This is a genomic window from Streptomyces sp. NPDC058985, from assembly GCF_042740985.1.
In the GTDB taxonomy this organism is placed as follows: domain Bacteria; phylum Actinomycetota; class Actinomycetes; order Streptomycetales; family Streptomycetaceae; genus Streptomyces.
This window is the reverse complement of the sequence record NZ_JBHYJX010000008.1, coordinates 211840-224895: the sequence shown is the minus strand read 5'-3', so window position 1 is coordinate 224895 and position 13056 is coordinate 211840. Positions and strand designations below refer to the sequence as shown.

9 protein-coding genes and 1 pseudogene are annotated in these 13056 nt (G+C 71.0%); 3 read left to right on the top strand and 7 right to left on the bottom strand.

Features of this window, described 5'->3' with window-relative positions; all coding sequences use genetic code 11:
- Positions 1-482: 482 nt before the first annotated feature.
- The gene (locus tag ACFW01_RS10385) at positions 483-1568 is read right to left on the bottom strand and encodes a MerR family transcriptional regulator (protein ID WP_384502937.1); all 1086 of its coding nucleotides are present in this window, start codon (positions 1566-1568) and stop codon (positions 483-485) included.
- A gap of 112 nt (positions 1569-1680) precedes the next feature.
- Here ACFW01_RS10385 and ACFW01_RS10380 point away from each other — a divergent pair, with 112 nt between their 5' ends.
- Positions 1681-2424: a YqjF family protein gene (locus tag ACFW01_RS10380; protein WP_384502935.1), complete on the top strand. Its 744-nt coding sequence runs from the start codon at positions 1681-1683 to the stop codon at positions 2422-2424.
- Positions 2425-2488: 64 nt separating this feature from the next.
- On the opposite strand, the gene ACFW01_RS10375 is transcribed toward ACFW01_RS10380, so the two are convergent.
- Positions 2489-3709, bottom strand: a complete 1221-nt coding sequence (locus ACFW01_RS10375; RefSeq protein ID WP_384502933.1) for a metallophosphoesterase — start codon at positions 3707-3709, stop codon at positions 2489-2491.
- A gap of 468 nt (positions 3710-4177) precedes the next feature.
- Here ACFW01_RS10375 and ACFW01_RS10370 point away from each other — a divergent pair, with 468 nt between their 5' ends.
- Complete coding sequence (locus tag ACFW01_RS10370; RefSeq protein WP_384502931.1) at positions 4178-5599, top strand: DEAD/DEAH box helicase; 1422 nt, start codon at positions 4178-4180, stop codon at positions 5597-5599.
- 264 nt (positions 5600-5863) lie between these two features.
- Here the strand turns inward: ACFW01_RS10370 and ACFW01_RS10365 are convergent, their stop codons facing one another.
- Positions 5864-7549, bottom strand: a complete 1686-nt coding sequence (locus ACFW01_RS10365) for a ribonuclease J (protein ID WP_234957492.1) — start codon at positions 7547-7549, stop codon at positions 5864-5866.
- 376 nt (positions 7550-7925) lie between these two features.
- Between ACFW01_RS10365 and ACFW01_RS10360 the strand changes: the two genes are divergently transcribed.
- Positions 7926-8414: a GNAT family N-acetyltransferase gene (locus ACFW01_RS10360; RefSeq protein ID WP_234957491.1), complete on the top strand. Its 489-nt coding sequence runs from the start codon at positions 7926-7928 to the stop codon at positions 8412-8414.
- Between the two features lie 349 nt (positions 8415-8763).
- On the opposite strand, the pseudogene ACFW01_RS10355 reads toward ACFW01_RS10360, so the two are convergent.
- From ACFW01_RS10355 to ACFW01_RS10340, 4 genes and pseudogenes are all read right to left on the bottom strand, one after another.
- A pseudogene (locus ACFW01_RS10355) lies at positions 8764-8907 on the bottom strand (helix-turn-helix domain-containing protein); the annotation flags it as partial.
- Complete coding sequence (locus ACFW01_RS10350) at positions 8907-9398, bottom strand: DUF2975 domain-containing protein (protein ID WP_384502928.1); 492 nt, start codon at positions 9396-9398, stop codon at positions 8907-8909. The gene ACFW01_RS10350 and the pseudogene ACFW01_RS10355, both read right to left, overlap by 1 nt.
- Positions 9399-10122: 724 nt before the next feature.
- Entirely contained in the window at positions 10123-11646 is a 1524-nt protein-coding gene (locus ACFW01_RS10345; protein ID WP_234957489.1) for an aldehyde dehydrogenase family protein, read from the bottom strand.
- Between the two features lie 96 nt (positions 11647-11742).
- Positions 11743-13038, bottom strand: a complete 1296-nt coding sequence (locus ACFW01_RS10340) for a GAF domain-containing protein (protein WP_384502926.1) — start codon at positions 13036-13038, stop codon at positions 11743-11745.
- Positions 13039-13056 lie beyond the last annotated feature (18 nt).

The following is a 13056-nucleotide window of genomic DNA, read 5'->3' as shown; positions in this document are numbered from 1 at the left end:
GCCGCAGCAGGTGGACCGGGGCGTCGTCGATGGCGGGCGGGGGCTCCTGAGGAGGGGTGTTGTGTGGTGGCGGGGGCTGGGGTGACGGCTCGTGCGGTGACTGGTGCGAGGGCTGGGTCTGTGGGAGCGGCACGGCGGGCAGGTCGGCGCGGCGGAGACGGTCCAGGCCGAGATCGACGCGTCCGCCGGGGTCGGTGGGATGGCTCACGGCCAGCAGCGTGGCGCGGGGGAGCGGGCCGGGGGCGAGCCGGGCGACGACGCGCAGCCGGGCGCCCGGCACGGAGGCGAGGAGACGCAGGTTCTCGCGGTGGGGCAGCGCCGGATGGTCGTGGGCGGCGGCGAGCCGGAGCCCGCCGCAGTCCGCAACCAGGCACTCACCACGGTGCCGACGAGCGTGACGTCGAGGAAAACTGTAGGGGCGACCACTGACAACGCCGTCGGTCCAGGGGGACGGCCGGGGCGGAGAGGCCCCTGGGCTGCCCTCAGCCGTCCAGGCGGACCGGCATCAGCAGCGAGAACGTGTCCTCGTCGTCAATCCGCCGGATCGCGAGCGGCGCCGTGGGGGCGCCCAGCTCCAGGACCAGTCGGTCCCGCCCGGCGGCGGCGAGCGCGTCCAGCAGGAACCGACGGTCGACGGCGACGACGTCCCGGTCCTCGTCGCCCTCCTCGCACACGGCCACGGTTCCGTCATCGGCCAGGTCGAGCACACTCAACTCCTGCGCTCTCCCGCCCTCTTCGACCATCTCACCGGCGCGGACGGGCCCGTCCTCCAGGGCCGTCCGGAAGGAAGCCACGTCGACGACGGCGCGCCGTCCGGCCGGCAGTCGCACCAGACGCCGGTAGTCGGGGAAGTCGTACGCGAGGCGCGGCCCGGCCGCCTGGCGGTCCCCGGCCTCCAGCGTCACACGGTCACCCTCCACCCCCAGGTGGACGGGCCCGTCGCCGCCCAGCAGGGCGCGCATGGCATCCACGAGCGGGGCGGGCACGATGACCTGGTCACGCGGCCCGCCGTGCCCGGTGGCGGCCGTGCGCGCGACGGCCATCCGGTACCGGTCGGTGGCCACGACGTGCAGGGTGTCGCCCTCCACGTCGAACAGGACCCCGCCGAGCATCGGCAGCTCGGGGTCGGCGCCGACGGCGAACCGGACCGCGTCGAGCGCGGCGGCCAGTCGGTCGGCGGGGACGGACAGCCGGACGGCGTCGGTACGGGGCGAAGCGGTCATGGGATTCTCCCTCTGGTCGAGCAGGACTCGGAGTGCGGAGAACTCGCTGCGGGCATCGGCCAGCCCACCTTCGAGCCGGCGCAGGTGCGCCTGGAGGAGCCCGCGCACGAGGTCCGTGTCCGAGCCGGACCAGCCGGCCAGCACCAGCCGAACGTCCGCCAACGGCATCCCGGCCCGCCGCAGCCGCGCCAGCAGCCGGGCCTCGTCCAACTGCCCCGGCGCGTACCAGCGATAGCCGCTCACCGGATCCACCCAGGCGGGCACCAGTACACCGGCGCGGTCGTAGAACCGCAGGGCGCTCACGCCCAGTCCGCTGTCGCGGGCCATCTCCCCAATGCTGCGCATCTCGCTCTCCACGTCCGGAACACTGGGCCCTTGACCAGGTCGAGGGTCAATCCCCACCCGGATGCACCCGACCCCCCTCAGGACGCGCCCTCGCGTCTGCCATTCTTGCGCCGTGCAGAAGCCCAGCGCCGTCACTCCCGACGCCCCCGCACCGATACGCGTGCCACTCCTCACCCAGGAGTGGCTCGACCTCGCCTTCGTCCACTGGGCCGTGGATCCCGCGGACGTGGCGGGCCTCATGCCGCGCGGCACCGTCCCCGACACGCACGACGGGCTCACGTACGTCGGGCTGGTCGCCTTCCGGATGCACAGGGTCGGCTGGTTCCGGCTGCCCGGGGTTCCGTACTTCGGCTCGTTCCCGGAGACCAACGTCCGCCTGTACAGCGTGGACGCCCACGGCCGCCGCGGTGTGGTCTTCCGGTCGATGGACGCCTCGCGGCTGATCCCGGTGGTGATGGGGCGCGTCGGTTTCCGGCTGCCCTACCTGTGGTCCCGCATGAGTGTCCGCACCGCCGGCGACACCGTGACCTACACCAGCTCCCGGCGCTGGCCCGGCCCGCGCGGCGCCCACAGCCGCATCACCGTACGGCCCGGCGAACGCATCCACGAGCCGACCGCCCTGGAGCACTTCCTGACCGCCCGCTGGGGCATGCACAACATGTTCTTCGGCGGGGCGGCGTACCTGCCCAACCACCATCCCCGCTGGCCTCTGCACCGGGCCCAGCTCGTCACGTGCGACGAGGACCTGGTCGCGGGCGCCGGGATCGAGGCCCCCACCAGTGCCCCGGTGAGCGTCCTGTACTCGCCCGGCGTCCCCGTCCGACTCGGCCGCCCCGCCCTCGCGGCGAAAGGGTGATGCGCGCCGGCTCCCGGCAACCGCCTCGAAGTCCTGGAAGCCCGTTCGCATCCCCTGCCCAGTCCTACGTCGACGAGGGCGGGCCCGCGGAGCGGAGCACCAGCAGGGTGATCTCACTGGGGGCGAAGACACGGAACGGCGGGCCCCAGAAGCCGGTGCCGCGGCTGGTGTAGAGGAGCGTGCGGGAGCCGTGCTCGCTGAGGCCGGCCAAAGCGGGCTGGTCGAGCCGGACGAGGTGGTGGAAGGGCCAGATCTGGCCGCCGTGGGTGTGGCCGGAGAGCTGGAGGTCGATGCCGGCGGCTGCCGCCCGGTCGATGAACTTGGGCTGGTGTGCCAGGAGCAGGACGGGCAGGTCGGGGTCGGCGCCGTCCAGGGCCCCGGCGAGGTGGGCGCGATGGCCCGCCACGCCGGAGGACTCGGCGGTCACGTCGTCCACGCCCGCGACCACGAGGGTGTCGCCTCCGCGTTCGAGCAGCACATGGCGGTTGCGCAGCGGCTCCCAGCCCAGCTCGTCCATCAGGTCGACCCAGCCCTGGGCCTCGCTGTAGTACTCGTGGTTGCCGGTGACGTAGACCCGGGCACGGGTGGCCCGGACGGTTCCGAGCGGGGCGGCCTGGGCGCGGCGGCGTTCGGCCGTGCCGTCCGCGATGTCGCCGGTGTGGCAGACCAGGTCGGCCTCCAGGGTGTTCACCGCCTCGCACACCCGTGCCGACCAGCGGGCGCGATCGAGTGGACCGTAGTGGGTGTCGGTGATGAGAGCGACCCGGGTGCCGTCCAACCCGGCGCCCAGCCGGGGGAGTCGCACGTCCAGCCGGCGCACCCGTGGCACGCGGCGGGCCTCGGCGTACCCCCAGGCGAGCAGGACGGCGGTCACACCGAGGACGGCCCACGTGACGATGCGGGCCCGGTCCTGCCCGTCGCCGACACCGGCCACGGTCAGGGCGAGCCGCAGGAGGACGCCGAGCAGGACGGACCACGTGAACAGAACCCAGCCGGCGCCCAGCAGGGTGTCTCCGACGATCGCCGCCCGGTCCTGCTGACGCCGGCCGTGGCCGCGCGCCATCGCGAGCGGCATCCCGACCAGGCCGAGCACGAACAGCGCGCTGGCGACCAGCGTGACGGACAGCGGCCAGTGCTGCCCGGCGTACAGGAGCACCCAGCAGGGCACGGCCCACAGGAGTACGGGGGCGACCAGGGGGAGATAGCGCATCAGGCGGTGCAGTCTGTTCTGCCGCGGAGTCCGCGATTCGCTGTCGGCGGATCGGGTGTTGCTGGTGTCGGTCACGCTGCCCCTCTCTGACCAAGGCGGGCCGTCCCGCGCACTGTATCCGGTGGCTCTGGGCCGGCCGGACCGGCGGTGAGGGGCAGGCACCGTACCACCGGAACGGCAGCTTCGGGTCGGCGATCTGGAACTGGAAGTCGACGATCAACAGGTCGAGACCGTCGACAGCCGCCGTGGCCGGGCTGCGCATGCCCTGGCCATGGACGGAAGCCGCAGTCGTTGACGTCGAGGGGCCGGCGGCGAGCAGTCCGGGCTCGTCTGCTCGCGGTACACCGCAAGGCGCAGAGGTGGAACCGGCTGTCGTTCCTCGGCTGAGCGACGTGGCCACGGCAGACCGCGGCGTGCCCCGTGCTAACGTTGTGCGTTTGCAGGGTCGCTGCGTCGGTACACCGTTCGGTGTCCCTGGCTTGTTGACCGCGTCCCCGCCCGCCGCGCCTTCCTCGGTACGGTCCCTTCGGAGGAAGGCTCTCTGTGAGCGAATCAGCACGTGGCGATGGACGGCGGCAGGACTGTGTGTCCGAGGCGGCGAGCGCCACTTCGGCGATGCCCACGGTGGCGTCCTTCGCACAGCTGGGGCTACCGGCCGAGGTTCTGCGGACGCTGGACGAGCACGGTGTGACCGTGCCGTTTCCCATCCAGGCGGCGGCGCTGCCGAACGCGCTCGCGGGACAGGACGTCCTGGGCCGGGGCCGCACAGGTTCCGGCAAGACGCTCGCCTTCGGCCTGGGGATGCTCGCCCGGACGGCCGGGCGGCGCGCGCAGCCCAAAGAGCCGCTGGCGCTCGTTCTGGTGCCCACCAGGGAGCTGGCACAGCAGGTCGGTGAGGCACTCACCCCGTACGCCGAGGCGCTGCGGCTACGGGTCGCGACCGTGGTGGGTGGAGTGTCCATCGGACGGCAGACCGCCGTGCTGCGGGACGGCGCCGAGATCGTCGTCGCCACGCCCGGTCGGCTGCACGACCTCATCGAGCGCAAGGGCTGCCGACTGGGACGGGTCCGCATCACGGTCCTGGACGAGGCCGACCAGATGTGTGACATGGGTTTCCTGCCGCAGGTGACCGAGATCCTGGACCAGGTGCGTTCCGACGGGCAGCGGATGCTGTTCTCCGCCACCCTCGACCGTGACGTCGACCACCTGGTGCAGCGGTACCTGCGCGCCCCCGCCGTCCACTCCGTGGACCCCTCGTGCAGCGCGGTGTCCGCGATCGAGCACCACGTCTTCGTCGTGCACGGCCCGGACCGGTACGCCGTGACCACGGAGATCGCCGCCCGGGACGGGCGCGTCCTGATGTTCCTGGACACCAAGCACGGCATCGACCAGCTCACGCGGCATCTGCGCGCCAGCGGCGTGGCCGCCGCCGCCCTGCACAGCGGGAAGTCCCAGCCGCAGCGCACCCGGACCCTGGCCCAGTTCAGGAACGGGCAGGTCACCTCGCTGGTGGCGACGAACGTCGCCGCACGCGGCCTGCACGTCGACGACCTCGACCTCGTGGTCAACGTCGACCCGGCCACCGACCCGAAGGACTATCTGCACCGCGCCGGACGCACGGCTCGGGCCGGTCGCTTCGGCACCGTCGTGACACTCGTGCTGTCGGGGCAGCGCCGCGAGACGAGCCAGGTCATGGCGGACGCCGACGTCGCCCCCAAGGTCACCAAAGTGCGGTCGGGCGAGGCGGAACTGAGCCGGATCACCGGCGCCAGGGCTCCCTCCGGAAAGCCTCTCGACGGCGGGCCGGCTGTATCGCGCCCCAAGAACCACAACGCCCCGTTCCGTGGCCTGGGCAGCGCCAAGGACGCGAAGAGCGGCTCCGGTGGCAGGTCGTCCCGCAAGAGCAGCGAGGCCCGCAAGCTCGCGGAGGCCCGCAAGGCGGCCCGGGTGCGGCGCGGCGGCTGAGCCCGGCTTCCCGGAGGCCGAGAGGAGTGTTCGTCTACGCTGCCGGACGGACCTGCGGGACGGGATACCGGCCGGGGTGCACCGACGGTGCCCGGAACTGACACCTGACCGAGTACACCCGGCGGAGCAGCCGTAGTCGTCCTGCTCGTCGAGGGAACGGCCAGGCCAGGACACCGACCTTGCGCGGCACCCGGTCGGTGTCCTGGAAGCGGTCCACGTCGACTCGACCGCGGACCAGCCCGGCTCGTGCTGCCGGGCTGTGGCTCAGGCGTCGATGATGACCGGGATGATGAGGGGCTTTCGGCGGTGGGTGCGGAACGCCCAGTTCGCCACGGCGCGAGCGAGGAGCTGTTCGAGTTGGCGCGCGTCCCCGACGCCTTCCTCGGCCGCGGTCGCCAGGGTCTTCTCGATGACGGGGATGACCGGTTCGAAGGTGGTGTCGTCGTGGACGAAGCCGCGGGCCAGGAAGTCGGGGGCCTCGGCGAGGGCGCCGGTGTCCGCGTCGACGATCGCCACCACGGTGACGACGCCTTCCTCCGCGAGGGTGAGGCGGTCCTTGAGGGACGCCTCGGTGGCGCCGCCGACTTCCATGCCGTCCACGTAGACGTTGCCGGCGGGGACCTTCCCGGTGATGGAGACCCGCCCGGCGACGAGGTCGACGACGACGCCGTCCTCGGCGATCACGACACGGTCGGGATCGACGCCGGTACGGATGGCGAGGTCGCCGTTGGCCCGCAGGTGGCGCCATTCGCCGTGCACGGGCATGACGTTGCGCGGTTTGACGATGTTGTAGCAGTAGACGAGTTCGCCGGCGCTGGCGTGCCCGGAGACGTGCACCTTGGCGTTGCCCTTGTGGACCACGTGGGCGCCCCACCGGGTGAGTCCGTTGATCACCCGGTAGATGGCGTTCTCGTTGCCGGGGATGAGGGAGCTGGCGAGCAGGACGGTGTCGCCCTTGCCGATGCGGATCATGTGGTCGCGGTTTGCCATCCGTGACAGCGCGGCCATCGGTTCGCCCTGGGAGCCGGTGCACACCAGAGTGATCTTGTGGTCCGGGAGCTTCTCCAGCTCCTTCGTGCTCACGACCAGACCGGACGGGACCTTCAGATAGCCCAGGTCGCGGGCGATGCCCATGTTGCGGACCATCGACCGGCCGACGAAGGCGACCTTGCGGCCGTGCTGGTGGGCGGCGTCCAGGACCTGCTGGATACGGTGCACATGGCTGGCGAAGCTGGAGACGATGACCCGGCGCGGCGCGGTTCGCATCACCTGCTCGATCGCCGGGTTCAGCTCACGCTCAGAGGTGGTGAAGCCGGGTACTTCGGCATTGGTGGAGTCGGTGAGGAACAAATCAACGCCCTCCTCGCCGAGGCGGGCGAAGGCGCGCAGGTCGGTGATGCGGTCGTCGAGAGGGAACTGGTCCATCTTGAAGTCGCCGGTGTGCAGCACCATGCCGGCGCCGGTGCGGATCGCGACCGCGAGGCTGTCCGGGATGGAGTGGTTGACCGCCACGAACTCGAGGTCGAAGGGTCCGAAGCCGCGCCGGTCGCTCTCCCGCACCCGCACTGTGCGCGGCCGGATGCCGTGTTCCTTGAGCTTGGCCTCCAGGAACGCGAGCGTCAGCTTGGAGCCGACGACGGGAATGTCGGACCGCTCGCGCAGCAGATACGGCAGGCCGCCGATGTGATCCTCGTGGCCGTGGGTGAGGACCACGGCCACGATGTCGTCCAGCCGGTCCCGGATCGAGGTGAAGTCCGGCAGGATCACGTCCACGCCTGGCTGGGTCTCCTCGGGGAACAGCACGCCGCAGTCGACGATGAGCAGCTTGCCGGCGTACTCGAACACGGTCATGTTGCGGCCGATCTCACCCAGGCCGCCCAGGGCGATGACCCGCAGCCCTCCTTCGGGAAGGGGCGGGGCGGCTTTCAGCTCGGGGTGTGGATGGCTCATACCTTGACGGTACCCGGAGAGCGCAACGAGGTGATCCATCGCCTGTGCGATCTTTCCGTCCTGCGGGGCTCGGCACCCGCAGCGGCTGCCCCGGACGACCGCGTCACGTCGGCAGCCAGTACAGGGAGTGGTGAAGGCGGGACCGCCTTCCGTGGGTGAACCGGCGGTGCGTCCGATCGCTGTCTCGTCGAAAGGACGACTCGATGCGGAGCGGCAACAGGATGGCCGAGCCTGTGCACCCGAGCGGTTCTGCGCGGCTGGCCGCCCGCGGAGAGCGTGTCCGGATCCTTCAGTCCTCCACCCGGCCAGGCCCGCACAGTCATGCCCAACATCATGGGAACATCCTGACGGGACCGCGGTGCGACATACTTTCCCGATGAGTTCACGCAGTTCCCCGATCCGCCTGCCGATCACGATACGGAGGGCAGTCGCGCGGGATGCCAAACGGCTCACGCGGCTCGTACGTGGCTCAGGCGCCTACGAGGGTAAGTACGCGGCCGCAGTGGCGGGCTACCGGGTCGGTCCTGACTACATCGAAGCCCACCGCGCCTTCGTAGCCGTCGGTGCCGACGAGCATGAAGGCCGGGTCCTCGGGTTCTACTCGCTCGTCCTTGGTCCGCCGGAGCTCGATCTGCTGTTCGTCGCCGACGAAGCGCAAGGCCGCGGTATCGGACGGCTGCTCGTCGCGCACATGCGGTCCGAGGCCCGTGCCGCCGGGATCGACCGTGTCAAGGTCGTGTCGCATCTTCCCGCCGAAGGCTTCTACCACCGCGTGGGCGCGGTGCGGACCGGGACCGCGCGCGCGAACCCGCCCGCCGTGCCGTGGGACCGTCCCGAGTTCGAGTTCTGCCTTGCTGCGGCATGACGCGGTGTGCCGGTTCGCAGAAGACCGGCTTCCGTGCATGGCTGCCAGAGTTCGGCGCGCGGCTGCGGACCGTCATGACGTGCCAGGCCGGAGACGAGGTCGATGTCGTTCGTGGTGAGGTCCACCCAGACCGATCCCTGGCGCAGCGCGGCCGGCGTGCCCCCGTCGAGCATGACGGCCTCCATATGATCGGGACGTGGCCGCGATGTCAGGAAGGTGTCAGCCGCGGACGCGCAGGCGGTCGCGGATTCGACGGCGACAGCCCCCGGCCTCGACCGCCGAGGCGACCTTCGCGACGTTAATGTCGAACGCACACACGTCGTAGCCGGCCTGCGCCAGACGGCGGAACGAGCGTCGCGAAGCGCACCGCCTTGGCGCGGCCGTTCTCAAGTGCCGCCGGATTGGCGGGCGTGGCCCCTACGCGGTCCACGAGCTCGCCCACGGACCTCTTCCGCCTGGCCGGCATCACGTCGATGACGGCAGCGATCGGCATCAGATCACCTCGTCCAGCTCAGCCTGCATCTGCGACGCTTCGACGTCGCGCGCGACGGCCTGGGCGAGCAGCATCCGCAGCACGAGGACGATGAGCGCGACCCCCAGGATGGCCACACCGATCCCGCCCATGATGACGGTGACGCCCGGGTCGTCCCGCTGGCCCGGCGCATTGATGATCGTGATCGCGAACCACAGGAGGGCAGCCCCGACGAATGCGCCGATCACGCCGTTCACGTACCGGAAGGCGGCGTGGGAGAACACGGTTCCGCGTCGCACCATCGTCACCAGCCGCCCTAGGCAGATCAGGGCGACCTGGGCCGCCAGCATGCCCAGGACAGTGATCACCCGCAGCGGGGTCAGCGGGAGCGCCCCGTCCTCCGGGTCGCTCCCGCTGACCAGTGTCCACACCATCAATGCCTGCACGAAAACGGTGCCGACGAGCAACAGCACGAGCACGGCGCGCAGTGCACGCACGGCAAGCTCTCCCATGACCCACCTCTCCATCGAAATGCGATGGGAATCTATCGAGATTCGATAGATAGAGCAAGGGCTGAGGTGAAGGGGAGCGGTACATCGCGTGGCGACATGCCGTTGCCGCCCCTCATGGCACGGCGCGATTGCACGAACCATCTTGATCTTGTCGAAGTCGGCCTCACTTGAACACAAATCGGACGCCGCCCGATTGCGCGGGCCGTGCGCTGGGCGGGGGCGTTACTCGCCCGGCGCGGATCCGAACGAACGAAGCGCCGGGAGACAGAACTCCTTCGTGGCCAAGAGGAGATCCGCGAGGACCGTTCGCTGCGACGCACCTGTTATGTGGAACTCAACCGAGATGCCCGCCGGTTCACCCGCACCCAACCGCCAACTCCACGTCATGAGGGAGCGCGGAGTGGAGGAGGCTGACAGCGACGCACTTGAGGAGGCGAAGAACGCGCACCGCGATCGATGCTCCGAAGCACAGATGATCGCGCCCGAAGAAGTGCGCCGGCGGTGAGAGCCGGCGACTGCTCGATGACCAGGTAGGTCGGCCCGAGCCGCCAGCTGCATCCGCCTCCCCCCTCCCGGACGATCTCGTCGAGCAAGGAGGAGCCATGGGTCATGGTGCCGTCGTCGGTGCCTGCGGTTATGGCGTGAACCAGGCTCCGTGTTGAAGGGGCTGAGCGCGAGGCCTGACCGGGTCAGAGACCAGGCCAGGCGCCCTTTCATGTGCTCTCTAGAAGAAGCCCAGCTTCTTGGCCGAGTACGACACCAGCAGATTCTTCGTCTGCTGGTAGTGATCCAGCATCATCTTGTGGTTCTCCCGCCCGATGCCCGACTGCTTGTACCCGCCGAAGGCGGCGTGCGCCGGGTACGCGTGGTAGCAGTTGGTCCACACGCGTCCCGCCTGGATCGCACGGCCCGCGCGGTAGGCGGTGTTCATGTCGCGGGTCCACACCCCGGCGCCGAGGCCGTACAGCGTGTCGTTGGCGGTCTTGATCGCGTCGTCGAAGTCGTCGAAGGACGTGACCGACACGACCGGGCCGAAGATCTCCTCCTGGAAGATCCGCATGCGGTTGTGGCCCTCGAAGATGGTCGGCTGAACGTAGTAGCCGCCCTTCAGCTCGCCGTCGTGCTCGATGCGCTCGCCGCCGGTGAGCACCTTGGCGCCCTCCTGCCGGCCGACGTCCAGGTAGGACAGGATCTTCTCCAACTGGTCGTTGGAGGCCTGCGCGCCGATCATCGTGTCGGTGTCCAGCGGGTGCCCCGGCTTGATGGACCGGGTGCGGGCGACGGCGGCCTCCATGAACTCGGCGTAGCTGCCACGCTGGATCAGGGCCCGGGACGGGCAGGTGCAGACCTCACCCTGGTTGAGCGCGAACATGGTGAAGCCCTCGAGCGCCTTGTCGCGGAAGTCGTCGTCCCGCGCCCAGACGTCGTCGAAGAAGATGTTCGGCGACTTGCCGCCCAGCTCCAGCGTGACCGGCTTGATGTTCTCCGAGGCGTACTGCATGATCAGCCGCCCGGTGGTGGTCTCGCCGGTGAACGCCACCTTCGCCACCCGAGGGCTGGACGCGAGCGGTTTGCCCGCCTCCACGCCGAAGCCGTTGACGACGTTGAGGACACCGGGCGGCAGCAGGTCCGCGACCAGACTCAGCCAGTAGTGGATCGACGCCGGGGTCTGCTCGGCGGGCTTGAGCACCACCGCGTTCCCGGCCGCGAGTGCGGGGGCGAGCTTCCAGGCCGCCATCAGGATCGGGAAGTTCCACGGGATGATCTGGGCGACGACACCGAGTGGCTCGTGGAAGTGGTACGCCACGGTGTCGTCGTCGACCTCGCCGAGCGACCCCTCCTGGGCGCGGACCGCTCCGGCGAAGTAGCGGAAGTGGTCGATGGCCAGCGGGATGTCGGCCGCCAGCGTCTCGCGCACCGGCTTGCCGTTCTCCCAGCTCTCGGCGACCGCCAGACGCTCCAGGTTCGCCTCCATGCGGTCGGCGATCTTCAGCAGGATGTCGGAACGCTCGGTCACCGAGGTGCGGCCCCAGCCCGGGGCGGCCTCGTGTGCCGCGTCGAGCGCCCGCTCCACGTCCTCCGCCGTTCCCCGCGCGATCTCCGTGAACGGCTGCCCGTTCACCGGAGACGGGTTCTCGAAGTACTGCCCGCGGGCCGGAGGCACGTAGTCGCCGCCGATGAAGTGGTCGTAGCGCGACTGGTAGGAGACGATCGCGCCCTCGGTGCCGGGCGCCGTGTAACGGGTCATCCTGAATGCCTCCTCGTCGAGCGCTGCCCGCCGTTGGACAGCTCTGCGCGCGAGGCTAGGCAGCGAGACGTTGCAGACACGTTGCGCCGGCGACGGTCACCACGGGCCCGGCGCCGTCAGTTCCGACTCCAGCGCGGCGAGCCGGGACCGAGTCGCCGCCGTGGGCCGGACCGTGGCGAGCGCGCGCCAGACGTCGAGGTCGTCCTCACCCCACGGCGCGTGCGCCCAGTCGGCCAGCAGGTCGGGATCACGGCGGGCGATCAGCGCGGCGCGCAGCCCGTCGGCGAGGCGGCGCCGGAGCCGCACCACCGCCGGGGCCTGGGACCCGGGCAGCAGCGGACCGGCGTACGCCGTCGCCGCCCCGGTGACCGCTCCCGCCCGCAGACGACGCTCGACGACGGCGGCGTCGGACTCCACGGGCAGCGTGAGCCGGTACGGCCGGGACGCCAGCCGGCCCGGCCCCACGATGCCGCGCAGCCGGGCCAGTTCGGCCCGCAGGGTCACCGGCGGCGCCGTCTCGTCCTCGTACAGCGCGCACAGCAACTCGTCGCCGGTCAGGCCCTCCGGATGCTGGGCCAGCAGGACGACGATCTCGCTGTGCCGTCGGCTCAGCCGGATCCTGCGACCGTCCGCGCTCAGCAGGGCCTCGTCACGGCCCAGCGCGGTCAGCTCCGCGGCCTCGCCCGCGGGTGCCTCCGGAGCGAGCAGGGCCAGCTGTGACTCGGCGGCACGCGCCACAGCCTGTACGAAGCCCAGGCTGTGCGGGTGTGCCAGCCCGTCCCCGCCGGTGATGTCCACGGCGCCCAGAACCCGCCCGGTGCGCGGATCGTGCACCGGAGCCGCCGCGCACGTCCACGGCTGCACCCGGCGTATGAAGTGCTCCGCCGTGAAGACCTGGACCGGACGGCCGACCGATATCGCCGTGCCCGGCGCGTTCGTCCCGACCGCGGACTCCGCCCACCGGGCTCCCGGCACGAAGTTCATCCGTCCCGCCCGGCGCCGGGTGGCCGGATGTCCTTCCACCCAGAGCAGTCTGCCGTGCGCGTCGCACACGGCGAGCAGATGCTCGCCGTCCGCGGCGAAGGTGCCCAGGAGTTCCCGGACCAGCGGCATCACGTGCGCCAGCGGATGCTCGGCACGGTAGGCACCGAGGTCGCCGTCCATCAGCTCCACGCTCGCCGTGCCGTCCGGACCCACCCCCGCCCGGACCGACCGCCGCCAGGACTCCGCCACCACGGCGCGCACAGGGCGCGACACCGTGCCCGCCGCGGTGAACGTCTCGTGCGCGCGGCGCAGTGTCCGGGCACGTTCGGCGGGGTCGGCCCCCGGTTCCAGAGCCAGCCATGAATCAGTCAACTCGGCCTCCCCGGACAGTGATGGGATGGGAGACATCGTCACTCCGCCGATACG